This window comes from Sphingomonas sp. GW821-FHT04B01 (assembly GCF_059420425.1).
This window is the reverse complement of sequence record NZ_JBWKTR010000002.1, coordinates 268,493-284,139: the sequence shown is the minus strand read 5'-3', so window position 1 is coordinate 284,139 and position 15,647 is coordinate 268,493. Positions and strand designations below refer to the sequence as shown.

The following is a 15,647-nucleotide window of genomic DNA, read 5'->3' as shown; positions in this document are numbered from 1 at the left end:
TGCGGCAGGGCGCGACGTCGCGCCGCCTTCTGACGTCGTCCCGTCGATTGCAGGCATTGAGGGATATTCCCCGGACGATGGCGATCCGCTATGGGAGGATCGTCGGAAAAGGCAGGCTTGGTGTGGTCAGCCCAAGCCCTTCCGGTAACGGAAGCTCTGGTCTTCGGCCTCGGCCGGGACCCCCACGACGAACAGCGGACGCCGATTAGCGGCGCCCGGCCGTTCGTCCGTGAGGGTGCCTGAATGGGGAACGCTCCGGTCGAACATCGACTGGAGGAGCCACAACCATGTTACCCGATCATTCCACCTACGACGTCATCATCGCCGGCGCGGGACCCGTGGGCCTATTCCTGGCGTGCGAGCTCGGGCTCGCCGGCTGCCGCGTCCTCGTGCTCGAGCGCGCCGCCACGCCAGTATCGCCGCTGAAGACGCTGCCGTTCGGCCTTCGCGGGCTGAACCTGCCGACGCTGGCGAGCCTGTCGCGCCGCGATCTGCTCGAGCCGCTCGAAGCGCTCATGACGGCGCAGACCGTAGCCGTCACAGCGCCATGGACGGCCGGCAAGAGGCGTCCCGCCGGGCATTTCGCCGGCCTGCAATTCTTCCGCGACCTGGTGGACGACGAACAATGGCCAGCGCAGGCACGCGGCGGCAACGAGACGCTCGCCGTCACGATGGCGGATATCGAGCACGTCCTCGCGACCCGGGCGGACGCGCTCGGCGTCACGATCCGCTACGGCTGCGCTATCGACGACGTGATGGCGCTCGCGGACTGCGTCGAGGTGCGTGCCGGAGGCGGCCCGCTTCGTGCCCGCTGGCTGGTTGGCTGCGATGGCGGACGCAGCACGGTGCGCAAGGCCGCCGGGATCGGCTTCGCCGGTACCGAGCCGGAGTTCACCGGCTATTCGATGGCGCTACGCCTCGACGAACCCAATCCGCTACGCCCCGGCCGCCAGCATAGCGCGACGGGCATGTATACCTATGCGCCGCCCGGCGTCGTCACGATGATCGACTTCGATGGCGGAGCGAACCACCGCACCACGCCGCTCACCCGCGACCACGTACAGGCCGTCTTGCGGCGCGTCTCGGGAACGGACGTCGCCGTGAATGCGGTGGAGCTGGCCACTACATGGACCGACCGCGCCTTTCTGGCGGCCGGTTATCGTCGGGGACGCGTGCTGCTGGCCGGCGACGCCGCCCACGTACATGCCCCATTGGGCGGACAGGGCCTCAATCTGGGTATAGGTGACGCGACGAACCTGGGGTGGAAACTGGCCGCGGTCGCGCACGGCCGGGCACCATCATCGCTGCTCGACAGCTACGAGCAGGAACGGCGGCCGATCGCCGAACAGGTGCTCGACTGGTCGCGGGCACAGGTCGCGCTGCTCAGGCCGGATGCGGGCGCAGCGGCGCTGCGCGCGATCGTTCGGGACCTGATGGAGACCCGTGACGGTGCGACGTATTTCGCCCACCGTATCTGTGGCGTCGGCCAGATCGATCGCCCGGACGCGCCTGCCGGCGTCGCCGGGGAGCCAATCGAACGCCGCGGCATTGATCCCGGGAACGGAGATCGATGATGATCGTGCTCGCTATCATTCTTGCCGCGTCGAGCCAGCTCAATCGCTGCCTCGATTCCGGGGAAGCGGCGCAGGGCGTGACATCGGCGATGTCGGCGTGCTTCGTTGCGGACTACAGGCGCCGCGACGCCGAGCTGAACGACGTCTACCGATCGACGAAGCGGCGCCTTCCCCCTGCCCGCCGCTCCGCCCTGCGGGCAGCGCAGCGCGCATGGCTCGGACAGCGCGATCGGGCCTGCCCGATAGCCAGCGTCGAAGGCAGCGGGACGATCGAGATGTCCAATCATCCGGCTTGCCTGACGGCACAGACCCGGCGGCGCATCACCTGGCTGAAAAGGCTTCGCTGAGGATGAACGTCCCGCGCGATCGCGGGCAAGTCAGCGGGCCAGGCCGATCGTCGCGGTGCCGGCGTAGCCGGCCGCAACGCTGCCGGTAAGTGCCGGCGTCTGCTGTGCGATCTGCGCCGCGCTATTGTCACCGAAGACGTTGTCGCTCGACAGCGAGATCTGCGCGAAATTGCGGGCGCTCGACGGATAGGTCGCGGTATCGGCATAGACGGTCGAGCAAGCGGCGGCGGGCATCGCCAACTGCCCGACCAGGGAGGCGTAGCGGCCGCTGGTCGCGGTGGCGAGCGAGGAGAACACCTCGACGTGGATGTGCGGCCATCGTCCCGAATAGCATCCGGGGAAGATCAGCGTGAACGTCACCTGCCCGTTGGCGTCGGTCACCTGAATGCCGCGCAGATAGCTTTCCGCCGCGGCCGTATAGAGCGAATAGAGCCCGTTGCGATCGCAGCACCAGATGTAGACGGCATAGCCGGCCAGTGCGGCACAGCTGCTGTTCACGTCGACGACGGTCAGCGTCAGCTTCAACTGCACACCGGTGGCGGTCGTCGTGCTGGATCCGAGGAAGCTGGACCGGATATCGCTGCGCACGATGCCGCTCGCCGTCAGCGCGTTGGACGTCGAGCCGCTCGACGTATTGGTGCCGTCGGCCGGATAGGGCCCGTTCGTTTCGCTGGCATCCTTGACGCAGGTACCGGTCGTGGCGCTCGGCGTGGGTGTGGCCGTCGTCGCCGTCGGCGTAGGCGTCGGGGTCGTGCCGGTCACCACCGCGACGCTCGCCGACGAGGCATCGCTGCCGTTCCCGCCGCAGCCGGCGACGAGGGCGGCGGTGCCGGCGCCGGCGAACCAGCGCAGCGCGCGACGACGCCCGATCATCGCCTCCATCAGCGGCATGTCCTCTGCCAGGCTGTGGCCGTGATCGTCGTGATGCTGGGTCATATAGGCTCCGCAAGGATTGATGACCTTGCATCGAGCCCCGGCGTCACCGGCGTATGTCAGCCGGCTGCAACAATATGACGGTCGCTGTCACATCAGGCGATCGGCAGGGTCACCGTCGCGCGCGCGCCGACCGCGCGGTTCTCCAGCCGCACCTGTCCGCCATGCCGGGTGGCGATCGAGCGGGCGATGGCGAGGCCGAGACCGGTCCCGCCCGTTGCGCGATTGCGCGAGGGATCGCCGCGGACGAAGGGTTCGAACACCCGTTCGAGCATGTCCGGCGCGATGCCCGGGCCACGATCGTCGATCCGGACGACGACCGCGTCATCGACGAGCTGCCAGCCGATCTCGCCACCGCCACCGTAGCGCACGCCATTCTCGATGAGATTGGCGAACAGCCGGCGCAGGCTGGCGGCATCGCCGCGGATGACGGCGCGCGGCCCCGGCGCCGCGACGATGGGCGTGCCGACATCCGCCAGATCGTCGACGAGGCTTTCGATCAGGCTGCCGAGGTCGAGCCGGGCGGTGACGTCGCTGCGCTCGTCGCGGGCGAACGACAGCGCCGCAGCGATCATGCCGCGCATCTCGGCGATATCGCCGAGCGCCCGCTCCCGCGCGGCCTCGGGCAGTGCTTCGATCCGGAAGGCGAGCCGCGACAGCGGGGTGCCCATATCGTGCGCGATCGCGGCCAGCATCGTCGTGCGCCCCTCGGCATGAGCGGCGAGGCGCGCATGCATGCCGGCCACCGAGCGCGACAGGGCCCGGACCTCGCGCGCGCCGCCCTGCGGCAGGGGCGGGAGGCTCGCGCCGGCATGCGCCTGTTCCGCCGCCCGCGCGACCGCCGCCAGGGGCCGCGAGATCGCCCGCGCCAGCGCCCAGGCCGGCACCGCCAGCGCGACGATCGCGAGCAGCATCGCGGCCAGCGTCCGCACATGCCAGGCGCCGAGCAAGGGCCGCGGGCTCTCCAACACCCGCCATCCGGCCGCGGTGCGCCAGCCGAGCACGAAGTCGCGGCCAAGGCCGCCGCCCGGCTCGTCCTGCGGCCGCATCGTAAGGACCAGGACGTCGCGGCGCGGCACGGCGAGCGCGGCGGCGAGTTGCGCGGCCGCTGCGCCATCGACGTGAAAGCCTGCGGGGGCGGTCGGGGCGGTCGGCATCGTCCGGAACGTCGGGCTCGGCCCGTCCCGTCCCGGCGGCACCCCGCTCCGTAGCATCTGCGCGGCCTTCGCGACGCCTCCGGCCATCTCGCGCGGCGGCGGACCGCTGAAGGTGACGGCGAACAGCACCATCGCGGCGACGATGACCGAGACGATGACCAGCGCGAAGATCGGCCAGACGATCGAGGGGGCGTTAGCGGACCTCGACATCTGCCGAGAACATATAGCCTTCGTTGCGGACGGTTCGGATCAGATCGTCACCGCCCTGCCCGTCCAGCCGGCTCATCTTCCGACGCAGGCGGCTGATCTGGACGTCGATCGCCCGATCGAAATTCTCCGCGGCGGGACCGCGGGACAGATCGAGCAGCATGTCCCGCGACAACACCCGGCGCGGGCGCTCGGTCAGCGTGATCAGCAGGCGGAACTCGCCGTCGGACAGATGGATGAGGACGTCGTCGGGGTCGTACAATTCCCGGCCGATCGGATCGAAGCGCCACCCCGCAAAACGCTGGAACGCCCTGTGCGCCGTCCGCCGCGGAGCCGGCATGGCCGTCTCCTTGCGGCGCAGCACCGAGCGGATCCGCGCCAGCAACTCGCGCGGATTGGCCGGTTTGGCGATGTAATCGTCTGCGCCCATCTCGAGACCGACGATGCGATCGACGTCGCCGGCGATCGTCGACAGCATGATCACCGCCGGCGCACTGGCCCTGTCGAGCGAGCGCAGGACGGCCAGACCGTCCTCCCCCGGCATCATGACATCCAGCACGATCAGCGCATAGGGACGGCGCGACAGCGCGATACGCATCGCGTCGGCGTCCGCGGCCGTATCCGCAATATAGCCATGACCGATGAGAAAGCCCGCGAGCAGTTCCCGGATGTCCGGATCATCGTCCACGACGAGGATGGCGGTTTCGCGATTCAAGACGGGCGCGGGCTCTGGCATGGGGCGATGATGGACGCCGAACGTATCCACCGCATTGCACGTCTGCAACATTGCTGTCGGTCCGACGCTGCCCACGGCCCCGGCTATGGAATGCGGGGACGACGGGCGGCATCGGGAAGCGCATAGTTCGCGTACGAGCCGAGTCGACGGCCGTCGCTACGATGGAGAGGACCTCAACCATGCCAAAGATGATCTTCGTCAACCTGCCGGTCGCCGATGTCGCGGCATCGACTGCTTTCTACGAGGCGATCGGCTTCGCGAAGAACGCGCGGTTCAGCAATGCGCAGTCGTCGTCGATGGTGTGGTCGGACGCGATCTACATCATGCTTCTCGCCAAGCCCTTCTTCGCGACATTCACGGAGAAGACGATCGTCGATGCCGCGACGCACTCCACCGGCCATTACGCGCTGTCGTTCGACAGTCGCGAGGACGTCGACGCGATCACGCGCGCAGCGGTCGAGGCGGGTGGACGCGAGCTGCACGAACCACAAGACATGGGTTTCATGTACAGCCGCGCGTTCGAGGACCTCGATGGTCATGGCTTCGGGCCGTTCTGGATGGATCCCGCCGCCATCGAGGCGGGGCCGCCGGATCAGGCTTAGGCGTGATCCGACCGAGGTCGACCCACATTTCACTCCCGAACGCCTGACCGCTTTCGAAAACCGATCGCGGACGAATGACTTACTATGTGACGGCCCTCGACGCGGGCGTTGTCGACCATTATATACCGAGCGTTATGCAATCTGCTCCTGCCGTTGCGACGCGTGGCCGTCCACGCGAATTCTGCACCGAAGCGGCGCTGGCCGCCGCGCTCGGCGTATTCTGGGCGAAGGGCTATGACGGCGCGTCGATGGCGGATCTGACCGCGGCGATGGGCATCACCAAACCCAGCCTCTACGCCGCGTTCGGCAATAAGGAACAGCTGTTCCATCGTGCGCTCGATCTCTACGGCGCCGAGAAGATGGCCTATACCCGCGACGCCCTCAAACAGCCGACCGCCCGCGCGGTCGCCGAGCATCTCATGCGCGGCGCGGTCGTGGCGCAGACCAGCACTTCCGATCCCAAGGGCTGTCTGGGCGTCATCAGCGCCACCGCCTGCGGGGCCGAGGCCGAGTCGATCAGAGGCCATATCATCGAGCGTCGCGCCGCTGCGCATGCGGCGCTGGTCGAGCGCTTCCGTGCGGCGCAGAGCGATGGCGACCTCGCCCCCGGCGCCGATCCGGAAGGACTCGCGCAATATCTCTACGCGATGCTGCAGGGCATGGCGGTGCAGGCCGGCTCCGGCGCGACCCGCGCCGATCTGGACCGCGTCGTCGACATCGGGCTGATGATGTGGCCCAGCCGCTGAACGCGAAATAAATTACCGGCCGGTACAGAAAGACGTTGATCTTCCCGGAAGCGGTTAATATACCATGCGGTACGGAATGAAACGCCACGCCGGCGGTTCACGATCGAAGGAGCCAACATGGATCCTGGACTGACCGGACGACCTGACGCGACCTGACGGTCGCGCCCGCCACTTCTCATCACGACCTGCCGCAACGGGCCGCCAGCGCCCGCCGGCTCCGTGCGCCCGCCACCGATCGATCGGTGTGTCCGGTCGTCGTCCGCGATGGCGGGCGGTGTTCGCGCACGTCCAATTCAGGGATCTCGCATGGCCTATCTGATGCTCGACGCCGACCGCCTCCCCGCCCTTCCCCCTGCCACACCGCCCGCGGTGCCGTCGGTCGACGACCAACCTGCCGCGCGGCTCACCGGGCTGGAATGGTCGGTCGTCGCTTTGGCACGCAAGGACGCCTTGTCGTCGCTGCGCCGCCCCGGCCGCATGGCCAGCGCGCTCGGCGCGCTGTTCAGGCAGCCGCACAACCCGATGCTTGCGGACGAGCGTCTGGAGGCGCTGCGCCGGATCGCGGTGTTCGCGTGGCATTACGGCTATACGATACCGAGCGCCGAGCTGACCCGCTTCCTCAACGCAGGCTTCTCGCCGGCGCAATATGCGCTGATGACGGACAGTATCGGCGTTGCCCGCCGCAAGACGATGGGAGCGCGTCGATGACCGTGCATGCCCCCGTGGACACCACCCACGCGACGCCGCTCGCCCCGCCGGCCGCGTCGTCGTCGCTGCTGCGGCGGTCGCTGTGGCTCGGCGTCCCCGCCTTGCTCGCGATCGCCGCCGGTGTGGTGGTCAATCGCAGCGAGCCGGCGACCGCCTCGGCCGCCCCCGCACCGACCGTCACGGTCGCCGCACCGCTGCAACGCGACGTCGCGCAATGGGACGATTTCGTCGGCCGCTTCGAACCGAGCCGCACCGTCGAGGTCCGCGCGCGCGTATCCGGCGCGGTGACCGCGCTGCACTTCACCGACGGCGCGACCGTGCGGCCGGGCCAGTTGCTGTTCACGATCGATCCGCGCCCGTTCGCCGCCGCGCTGGCCGAGGCCCGCGCCGGGCTGGCGAGCGCGCGCAGCGACCTCGCGCTCGCTCGCGCCAACCTCGACCGCGCCAACCGGCTGGAGGCGGAGGATGCGGTGTCGAAGGGCGAGCTCGACCAACTGAGCGCCCGCGTCCGCGCCGCCACCGCGGCGATCGCTGCCGCGGAGGCGCGCGTCCGCGCCCGCGCGCTCGATGTCGAGTTCACGCAGATCCGTGCGCCGATCGGCGGGCGGATTTCCAGCCGCCGCGTCGACCCCGGCAACCTCGTCGCGGGCGGCGACACCAGCGGCACGCTGCTCACGACGATCAACGCGCTCGATCCGATCTATTTCACCTTCGACGGCTCGGAGGCGCTGTTTCTCAAGGGGAAGCGCGCACACACCGGTGCCGCGCCGGCGGTCGACGTACGGTTGCAGGACGAGAGCGACTATCGCTGGCACGGCACGCTCGACTTCACCGACAACGGCTTCGATCCGCGATCCGGCACGATCCGCAATCGCGCCGTGCTCGCCAACCCGGACATGTTCCTGACCCCCGGTCTGTTCGGCAACATGCGGCTGGCCAGCGGCGGCACCACGCATGCGCTGCTGGTGCCGGATTCGGCGGTGCAGACCGATCAGGCGCGCAAGACGCTGCTGACCGTCGCCCGCGACGGCACGGTGGTGGTCAAGCCGGTGACGCTCGGCCCGGTCGTCGACGGGCTGCGGATCGTTAGCGGCGGGCTGTCGCGCGGCGATCGCGTCGTGATCGGCGGCACGCAGATGGCGATGCCGGGAACGAAGGTGCAGGTGCGCGCAGGCCGCATCGCGCCGGTCGTCGCCGCCCCCGCCCCCGGCGGCCTGTCGCCGACCACCGGCGAGGCGACCTTCACCTCCTGACGCTTCGCCGACCCACGTCCCGGCCGTCTTCATCCTCGTAAAGGGGGAGCCTATCATGCGCCTGTCGCGCTTCTTCATCACCCGCCCGATCTTCGCGGGCGTCATCGCGGTCATCATCACATTGGTCGGCGCCATCGCTTACTGGGGGCTGCCGGTCGCGCAATATCCCGACATCGTGCCGCCGACCGTCACCGTATCCGCGAGCTATCCCGGCGCGTCCGCCGAGACCGTCGCGGAGACGGTCGCCGCACCGATCGAGCAGGAGATCAACGGCGTCGACAACATGCTGTACCAGTCGAGCCAGTCGACCGGCGACGGCAACGTCACGATCACGGTCACGTTCAAGATCGGCACCGATCTGGATGCGGCGCAGGTGCTGGTGCAGAACCGGGTCGCGATCGCGGTCCCCCGCCTGCCCGAGGAGGTGCAACGGCTGGGCGTCGTCACGCGCAAGACCAGCCCCGACTTCCTGATGGTCGTCAATTTGATCTCGCCCGACAATTCGCTCGATCGCGGCTATATCTCTAATTACGCGCTGACCCAGGTCCGCGACCGGCTCGCGCGGATCGACGGGGTCGGCGACGTGCGGCTGTTCGGCAGCCGCGACTATGCGATGCGCGTCTGGATCGATCCCGGCCGCGCCGCCGCGCTGAACCTCACCGCCGGCGATATCGTCGCGGCGCTGCGCGCGCAGAACGTGCAGGTCGCCGCCGGTTCGCTCGGCCAGCCGCCCTATTCGCACGGCAGTGCCTTCCAGCTCAACGTCGAGACGCAGGGCCGCCTGCTCGAGCCGGGGCAATTCGCCGACGTGGTGATCCGCACCGACGCCGACGGACGGCAGGTGCGCGTCCGCGACATCGCGCGCGTCGAACTGGGTGCGCAGGACTATAATTCCAACACCTATCTGTCCGGCCAGCCGACCGTGATCGCGGCGGTGTTCCAGCGTCCCGGCTCCAATGCGCTCGCCGCCGCCGAGAAGGTCGAGGCGGAGATGCAGGCGATGTCGAAATCCTTTCCCAAGGGGCTGGAATATCGCGTCATCTACAATCCCACCGAATTCATCGCGCAATCGGTGGATGCCGTGATCCACACCCTGTTCGAGGCGATGGTGCTGGTCGTGCTCGTCATTCTGGTGTTCCTCCAGAAATGGCGCGCGGCGATCATCCCGATCGTGGCGATCCCGGTGTCGCTGGTCGGCACGTTCGCGGTGCTCGCGGCGGTCGGCTATTCGCTCAACACGCTGTCGCTGTTCGGGCTGGTGCTGGCGATCGGCATCGTCGTCGACGATGCGATCGTGGTGGTCGAGAATGTCGAGCGCAATCTGGCGCGCGGCCTGCCGCCGCTGGAGGCGGCGATGGTGTCGATGGACGAGGTTTCCGGCGCGCTGGTCGCGATCGTGCTGGTGCTCTGTGCGGTGTTCGTGCCGACCTTGTTCCTCACCGGCCTGTCCGGCGCCTTCTACCAGCAGTTCGCGGTGACGATCGCGACGGCGACGGTGATCTCGCTGATCGTCTCGCTGACGCTGTCGCCCGCGCTCGCCGCGATCCTGCTGCGCGCGCACGACACGCACGAGGGCGGCAACCGCGCCATCCGCTTCGTTCGTGCCGCGGGTGACCGTTTCAACACCGGATTCGAGCGGTTGAGCGTGCGCTACGCCGCGCTCACCGCCCGGCTGGTGCGACGGCCGAAGCGGATGATGGCGGTCTATGCCGGGCTGATCGTCGCCACCGTCGGTCTGTTCTGGGCGACGCCGACCGGCTTCATCCCGGCGCAGGATCAGGGTTATTTCCTGACGATCGTCCAGCTCCCCGCGGGCGCCTCGGTCGAGCGTACCGACGCGGTGGTGCAGAAGGTCGCCAAGCGCATCCTGCCGCTCGCCGGCGTCAAGGGCGTGGTGATGCTGGCGGGCTTCGACGGCCCGTCGCAGACGCTCGCCCCCAACACCGCCGCCGCTTATGTGCCCCTGAAATCGTTCGCCGAGCGCGAAAAGCTGGGCGTCACCTTCGCGGGGCTGATGGACGCCACCCGCAAGGCGACCGCCGACATCGACGAGGCACGCATTCTCGTCGTCCCGCCCCCGCTGATCCAGGGGATCGGATCGGCGGGCGGCTATCGGCTGATGGTGCAGGATCGGCAGGGTGCCGGCTACAAGCAGCTCGACGCCACCGCGGGCGCATTGATCGCCAAGGCCAACCAGACCGAGGGGCTCGCGCAGGTCTATACCTTCTTCAACACCGCGACGCCGCGCATCTTCGCCGATGTCGATCGCCCCAAGGCCGATATGCTCGGCGTGCCGCCGGCGCGCGTGTTCGAGGCGTTGCAGGTCTATCTGGGCAGTGCGTTCGTCAACGACTTCAACCTGATCGGCCGCACCTATCGCGTCACCGCACAGGCCGACGCGCCGTTCCGCTCGACCCCCGCCGACATCGCCGACCTCAAGACGCGATCCGACAAGGGCGGGATGGTGCCGCTTGGGTCGGTCGCGACCTTCCAGGACCGCACCGGTCCGTATCGCGTCACGCGCTACAATCTCTATCCGGCGGTCGAGGTCGATGGCGACACCGCGCCCGGCTATTCCTCGGGACGGTCGCTGATCGCGATGGAGAAGCTCGCCGCCGACACGCTGCCGCGCGGTTATGGCAGCGAATGGACCGGCATCGCCTATCAGCAGAAAGCGGCGGGCAGCACCGCGGGGATCGTCTTCGCGCTGGCAGTGGTGTTCGTCTTCCTGGTGCTGGCGGCGCAATATGAGAGCCTGCTGCTGCCGCTGTCGATCGTGCTGATCGTGCCGATGTGCCTGCTGGCGGCGATGATCGGGGTCAATCTGCGCGGGCTCGACAACAACGTCCTGACGCAGATCGGGCTGGTCGTGCTGATCGCGCTCGCCGCCAAGAATGCGATCCTCGTCGTCGAATTCGCCAAACAGGCCGAGGAGCAGGACGGCCTCTCGCCGGTCGAGGCGGCGGTACAGGCCGCGCAGGTGCGGCTGCGCCCGATTCTGATGACCAGCTTCGCGTTCATCCTCGGCACGGTGCCGCTGCTGGTCGCCAGCGGTGCGGGCGCGGAGCTGCGACAGGCGCTGGGGACGGCGGTGTTCTTCGGGATGATCGGCGTCACCGGTTTCGGGCTGATCTTCACGCCGACCTTCTACGTCGTTTGCCGCGTGCTCGGCCTGCGGCTCGCCGCGCGCCGCACCCGCCATGGTGCCGCCGATCCCGCGCTCCAGCCTGCCGAATGAGGAGGGCCAAGATGCTCAAATCCCTGACCGCCGCCGTCTCGCTGCTCGCGCTCGCCGCCTGTGCTACCGGACCGGACTATCGCCTGCCGGTGACACCGCCGACCGCCGCCGCGCCGTTCGTCGCGACGAGTGCCGCGACCAGCGTCGCCGCACCCGACGATCATTGGTGGCGGCTCTACGACGACCCCGTGCTCGACGGGTTGGTGACACAGGCGCTGGCCGCCAACACCGATCTGCGTGTCGCGGTCGCCCGCCTCGCCCGAGCGCGCGCCACGCTGCGCGAGGTGCGTACCGACCGCACCCCGCGCGCCACGCTGGGCGCTGGCGCCAGCTACAACCGTTTTTCACAGGCGCAGCGCCCGCCCGGCGTCGGCAGCGAGACGTGGCTGATCGACGGCGGACTCGACCTGTCCTACGAGGTCGACCTGTTCGGCCGCATCGCGCGCAACGTCGCCGCCGCGCGCGGTGACGTCGCGGCCGCCGATGCCGACGCCGATGCGGTCCGCGTCGCGATCGTCGCGGACACGACCCGCGCCTATGCCGACGCCGCCGCCGCGGCCGAGCGGATCGCGGTGGCCGAGCGGATCGTCGCTTTGCTGGATCGGCAGGTGCGCACCACCGAACGCCGCGTCGACGTCGGCATGACCACCCCGCTCGACACCGCGCGGATCGCCGCGCTTCGCGACCAGCGCAGCGCCGATATCCCGCTGTTGCAGGCCGAGCGGCAGGCGGCCTTGTTCCGCCTCGCGACGCTGACCGGCCGCACGCCGCAGGAGCTACCCGCGATCGCCGCGCAGCGCACCGCGACGCTGCGCCTGACGCAGCCGATCCCGGTCGGCGACGGCGCCACGCTGCTGGCGCGCCGCCCCGACGTGCGCGCCGCCGAGCGCCGGCTGGCGGCGGCGACCGCGCGCATCGGCGTAGCGACCGCCGACCTGTATCCGCGGATCACCCTAGGCGGGTCGATCGGGCAGACCAGTACCGGGCTGGGCAATCTGTTCGGCGCCGGACCGCTCAACTTCCTGCTCGGTCCGCTGCTCAACTGGACGGTCAACCGCGACCGCGCGCGGGCGCGGATCGCCGGGGCGAAGGCCGATACGCAGGCGGCGCTGGCGAGCTTCGACGGCACCGTTCTTACCGCGCTCGGCGAAACGGAGACGGCCTTGTCCAATTATGCCCGCGCGCTGGACCGCCGCACCGCGCTGCAACGCGCGCTCGACCAGGCCGATCGCGCCACCCGCATCACCCGCGCGCAACGCCGCGAGGGGCGGATCGACAGCCTGTCGCAGCTCGACGCCGAACGTACGCTCGCCGATGCGCAGGCCGCGCTCGCCGGGCAGGACGCTGCGATCGCGACCGCGCAGATCTACCTGTTCCGCGCCTTGGGCGGCCGCTGGGCACGCGAGACGGCGGGAGGCGGCAAGCAATCCTAGACGATCGGTCTAGCCGATGATACGTCAGGTCCATGTCACCTCCGCCTCCAGATACCAGTACGCGTGCCACGATCCTCGCGACGGGCCAGACGATCATGAGCCGCAAGGGGTTTTCCGCCGTCGGCCTGACCGAGATCCTGAAGGACGCCGGCGTGCCCAAGGGCTCCTTCTACCATTATTTCGCATCGAAGGACGCGTTCGGCGAGGCGATGCTCGCCGCCTATTTCGACGAGTATCTCGCCGAGATGGATGCGCTGGTCGCGCGGCCCGGCCTGACCGGTGCCGAGCGGCTCAGCGCCTATTTCGCGGCCTGGCGCGACAATCAGGGCGCGTTCGACTGTCAGGGGCGCTGCCTGGCGGTCAAGCTCGGGGCCGAGGTCGCCGATCTGTCCGAGCCGATGCGGCTGACGTTGAAGACGGGTACCGCCGCGATCATCGCGCGTATGACCCGCATGGTTGGAGATGGCGTCGCCGATGGCTCGGTCGGCGTGACCGGGGCGGCCGAAGACGTGGCCGCGTCGCTCTACCATCTCTGGCTTGGCGCCAGTGTAATGGCGAAGATTGTCAGAACGCACGCGCCGTTCGACACCGCCCTGCGCTCGACCAGACAGCTTCTCGGTCTGACGCCGTGACGGAAGTCGAGCTGGCATCCTGCACAATCAATCTACGGGGTTGTAGACGACCGGTCTAATATGAGCTATGTCGGGCTTCATCACAGCGAAGGAAGCCAGACATGAAGATCCTGATCGTCCTCACCTCGCACGACCAGCTCGGCGATACCGGCAAGAAGACCGGCTTCTGGCTTGAGGAACTGGCCGCGCCTTATTATGTCTGCAAGGACGTTGGCGCCGAGATCACGCTCGCCTCGCCAAAGGGTGGCCAGCCGCCGCTCGATCCCAAGAGCGACGAACCGTCGTCGCAGACCGATGCCACCCGCCGCTTCGCCGCCGACCCGGAGGCGCAGGCCGCCTTGGCCGACACGCACGTACTGGCCGAGCAATCGGCGGCGGATTTCGACGCGATCTTCTATCCCGGCGGTCACGGCCCGCTGTGGGACCTTGCCGAAGACCCGCGGTCGATCGGCCTGATCGAGACGGCCATCGCGGCGGACAAGCCGGTGGCGCTGGTCTGCCACGCGCCGGGTGTCCTGCGCCACGTCAAGGCTGCCGATGGCACGTCGCTGGTCGCCGGCAAGACCGTCACTGGCTTCACCAACAGCGAGGAAGCCGCGGTCGGCCTGACCGACGTGGTACCCTTCCTCGTCGAGGACATTCTGAAGGCGAATGGCGGCAAATTCACCCGCGGAGACGATTGGGCGTCGCACGTCGTGGCGGATGGCCTGCTCATCACGGGGCAGAACCCCGGCTCGTCGGCAGATGCCGCGCAGCGGCTGCTTGACCTGCTCGCCGAGCGCAGCACGGACTGACGGTCCGGTGCGCGGCCCGGCATGGGGCGATGCCGGGCCGCGATGGGGCTTCCCGACCGGCGGAAGGCGCCACGGTCACGCCGCGCACGGCGCCGGCATCACACTGCCAATCAATGCGTTAGGTGAAGAACGCGGCGCGCATCGGCAGCATTGCAGCACCGATGACGGGGGCGTCGGTGCCGATCGCAGAGCCGACGATCCGCGGGGCGGGACGGTGATGCCCGCGACGCTCGGGGTTGGTGAAGCGAATGCGGGCGGCGATCCGGTCGGCCAGTGCGGGCGGCAGTCTGCCGCCGAGTACGATCAGTTCGGGATCGAGGATCGCGGAGATCGCCGAGGCGACGAGGTTGAGCGAGGGCGCGCACGTGTCGAGCCAGCCGTTGATGGCCGGATCGTGCGGATCGAAGCCAGAGAGCATGGCATGCAGGTCGGGCCACGAATGGCCATGCGCCGCAAGCCAGAGCCGCAGTGTCTCCAGATTCGGTTGCGCCCAGCCTTCGGGCAGGATCGAGGCGAATTCGCCGGCGTTGCGATGCGCACCGCGCATCGGCGCGCCGCCCGCGACCACACCGCCGCCGAAGCCTGCCGCGAAATAGAGATAGGCGAAGTCGCCGACCGTCCGCCCGACCCCCAGCATCGCCTCGCCCACCGCCGCGACATTGCCGTCATTTTCGACCCATAACGGCCCGCCGAGCCGATCGGCCAGCATTGTATCGAGCGGGATCAACGCCCAGGGATCGAGTTGCGCAGGCGGATTGAGCCGCGCTCCGTCACCGACGAAATAGCCGGTCACCCCTACGCCGATGCCGATCCGCCGCGCCGGATCGAGCCCGGCGGTCCGGACGGTATCGTCGATCAGGCGCGCGAGCTGATCGGCCGCGGCCGGGAAATCCGCGCTCTCGAGCGGCGCCGAGGCGCGTGCCCGAATCGCACCGGTGATATCCATCAGCGCGAGCGAGACCGCATCGGTCATCACCGAGATGCCGACGGCGAAGGCGGCGTCGGCGAGCAGGCGCAGCGGCGCGCTCGGCTTGCCCCGGCCGCTGATCTCCGGCATCCCTTCCCCCACCAGGCCGCGCTCGAGCAGCGGCTCGACCAGGCGGGTGATCGAATGCGGGGCGAGGCCGGTCGCCCGCGAGAGATCGGCACGGGAGGCAGCCCCCCGCTTCGACAGCAGCGTCATCACCACGCGCTCGTTGGCGGTCGCCGTCCGACGGCCGTCGTCGCGCAGGAAGGATGCCGGGAAGGCGCCGGCGAACGGATCGGTCATCGCTCCTCGACACCGCG

General features: G+C 69.1%; 14 protein-coding genes. 10 read left to right on the top strand and 4 right to left on the bottom strand.

The genetic code is table 11. The features are described 5' to 3' along the window. The first annotated feature begins 287 nt into the window (after positions 1-287). Entirely contained in the window at positions 288-1,574 is a 1,287-nt protein-coding gene (locus AC07UH_RS07550; RefSeq protein WP_495180269.1) for an FAD-dependent monooxygenase, read from the top strand. Continuing rightward, a complete protein-coding gene (locus AC07UH_RS07545) occupies positions 1,571-1,921 on the top strand; it encodes a lysozyme inhibitor LprI family protein (protein ID WP_495180270.1) in 351 nt (116 codons plus the stop codon). The genes AC07UH_RS07550 and AC07UH_RS07545 overlap by 4 nt, the downstream gene beginning before the upstream one ends. Positions 1,922-1,951: 30 nt before the next feature. On the opposite strand, the gene AC07UH_RS07540 is transcribed toward AC07UH_RS07545, so the two are convergent. The 3 genes from AC07UH_RS07540 to AC07UH_RS07530 all read right to left on the bottom strand — a co-directional run bounded on the left by AC07UH_RS07540 (position 1,952) and on the right by AC07UH_RS07530 (position 4,954). Continuing rightward, a complete protein-coding gene (locus AC07UH_RS07540) occupies positions 1,952-2,857 on the bottom strand; it encodes an intradiol ring-cleavage dioxygenase (RefSeq protein ID WP_495180271.1) in 906 nt (301 codons plus the stop codon). A 92-nt stretch (positions 2,858-2,949) separates the two neighbouring features. Then, a complete protein-coding gene (locus AC07UH_RS07535; RefSeq protein WP_495180272.1) occupies positions 2,950-4,221 on the bottom strand; it encodes a sensor histidine kinase in 1,272 nt (423 codons plus the stop codon). After that, on the bottom strand, positions 4,205-4,954 hold the full coding sequence (locus tag AC07UH_RS07530) for a response regulator (RefSeq protein ID WP_495180491.1): 750 nt from the start codon (positions 4,952-4,954) through the stop codon (positions 4,205-4,207). The genes AC07UH_RS07535 and AC07UH_RS07530 overlap by 17 nt, the downstream gene beginning before the upstream one ends. A 179-nt stretch (positions 4,955-5,133) precedes the next feature. Between AC07UH_RS07530 and AC07UH_RS07525 the strand changes: the two genes are divergently transcribed. The 8 genes from AC07UH_RS07525 (at position 5,134) to AC07UH_RS07490 (ending at position 14,360) form a co-directional block, all read left to right on the top strand. Then, positions 5,134-5,556: a VOC family protein gene (locus AC07UH_RS07525; RefSeq protein WP_495180273.1), complete on the top strand. Its 423-nt coding sequence runs from the start codon at positions 5,134-5,136 to the stop codon at positions 5,554-5,556. 134 nt (positions 5,557-5,690) lie between these two features. Further along, entirely contained in the window at positions 5,691-6,302 is a 612-nt protein-coding gene (locus AC07UH_RS07520; protein WP_495180274.1) for a TetR/AcrR family transcriptional regulator, read from the top strand. Positions 6,303-6,608: 306 nt separating this feature from the next. Then, a complete protein-coding gene (locus tag AC07UH_RS07515; RefSeq protein WP_495180275.1) occupies positions 6,609-7,010 on the top strand; it encodes a hypothetical protein in 402 nt (133 codons plus the stop codon). Then, a complete protein-coding gene (locus tag AC07UH_RS07510; RefSeq protein WP_495180276.1) occupies positions 7,007-8,263 on the top strand; it encodes an efflux RND transporter periplasmic adaptor subunit in 1,257 nt (418 codons plus the stop codon). The genes AC07UH_RS07515 and AC07UH_RS07510 overlap by 4 nt, the downstream gene beginning before the upstream one ends. Positions 8,264-8,318: 55 nt before the next feature. Continuing rightward, positions 8,319-11,501, top strand: coding sequence for an efflux RND transporter permease subunit (locus tag AC07UH_RS07505; protein ID WP_495180277.1), 3,183 nt, complete (start codon positions 8,319-8,321; stop codon positions 11,499-11,501). Between the two features lie 11 nt (positions 11,502-11,512). Next, positions 11,513-12,934, top strand: a complete 1,422-nt coding sequence (locus tag AC07UH_RS07500; protein ID WP_495180278.1) for an efflux transporter outer membrane subunit — start codon at positions 11,513-11,515, stop codon at positions 12,932-12,934. A gap of 32 nt (positions 12,935-12,966) precedes the next feature. Next, complete coding sequence (locus tag AC07UH_RS07495) at positions 12,967-13,566, top strand: TetR/AcrR family transcriptional regulator (protein WP_495180279.1); 600 nt, start codon at positions 12,967-12,969, stop codon at positions 13,564-13,566. Positions 13,567-13,667: 101 nt separating this feature from the next. Then, entirely contained in the window at positions 13,668-14,360 is a 693-nt protein-coding gene (locus tag AC07UH_RS07490) for a type 1 glutamine amidotransferase domain-containing protein (protein WP_495180280.1), read from the top strand. Positions 14,361-14,478: 118 nt separating this feature from the next. Here AC07UH_RS07490 and AC07UH_RS07485 read toward each other — a convergent pair whose 3' ends face one another. Then, positions 14,479-15,630: an ROK family protein gene (locus tag AC07UH_RS07485; protein ID WP_495180281.1), complete on the bottom strand. Its 1,152-nt coding sequence runs from the start codon at positions 15,628-15,630 to the stop codon at positions 14,479-14,481. Between the last annotated feature and the right edge of the window lie 17 nt (positions 15,631-15,647).

Bases quoted from the DNA above. Each gene is read 5' to 3' on its own strand.
- AC07UH_RS07550 (WP_495180269.1), top strand. From the start codon at position 288: ATGTTACCCGATCATTCCACCTACGACGTCATCATCGCCGGCGCGGGA.
- AC07UH_RS07545 (WP_495180270.1), top strand. From the start codon at position 1,571: ATGATGATCGTGCTCGCTATCATTCTTGCCGCGTCGAGCCAGCTCAAT.
- AC07UH_RS07540 (WP_495180271.1), bottom strand. From the start codon at position 2,857: ATGACCCAGCATCACGACGATCACGGCCACAGCCTGGCAGAGGACATG.
- AC07UH_RS07535 (WP_495180272.1), bottom strand. From the start codon at position 4,221: ATGTCGAGGTCCGCTAACGCCCCCTCGATCGTCTGGCCGATCTTCGCG.
- AC07UH_RS07530 (WP_495180491.1), bottom strand. From the start codon at position 4,954: ATGCCAGAGCCCGCGCCCGTCTTGAATCGCGAAACCGCCATCCTCGTC.
- AC07UH_RS07525 (WP_495180273.1), top strand. From the start codon at position 5,134: ATGCCAAAGATGATCTTCGTCAACCTGCCGGTCGCCGATGTCGCGGCA.
- AC07UH_RS07520 (WP_495180274.1), top strand. From the start codon at position 5,691: ATGCAATCTGCTCCTGCCGTTGCGACGCGTGGCCGTCCACGCGAATTC.
- AC07UH_RS07515 (WP_495180275.1), top strand. From the start codon at position 6,609: ATGGCCTATCTGATGCTCGACGCCGACCGCCTCCCCGCCCTTCCCCCT.
- AC07UH_RS07510 (WP_495180276.1), top strand. From the start codon at position 7,007: ATGACCGTGCATGCCCCCGTGGACACCACCCACGCGACGCCGCTCGCC.
- AC07UH_RS07505 (WP_495180277.1), top strand. From the start codon at position 8,319: ATGCGCCTGTCGCGCTTCTTCATCACCCGCCCGATCTTCGCGGGCGTC.
- AC07UH_RS07500 (WP_495180278.1), top strand. From the start codon at position 11,513: ATGCTCAAATCCCTGACCGCCGCCGTCTCGCTGCTCGCGCTCGCCGCC.
- AC07UH_RS07495 (WP_495180279.1), top strand. From the start codon at position 12,967: ATGTCACCTCCGCCTCCAGATACCAGTACGCGTGCCACGATCCTCGCG.
- AC07UH_RS07490 (WP_495180280.1), top strand. From the start codon at position 13,668: ATGAAGATCCTGATCGTCCTCACCTCGCACGACCAGCTCGGCGATACC.
- AC07UH_RS07485 (WP_495180281.1), bottom strand. From the start codon at position 15,630: ATGACCGATCCGTTCGCCGGCGCCTTCCCGGCATCCTTCCTGCGCGAC.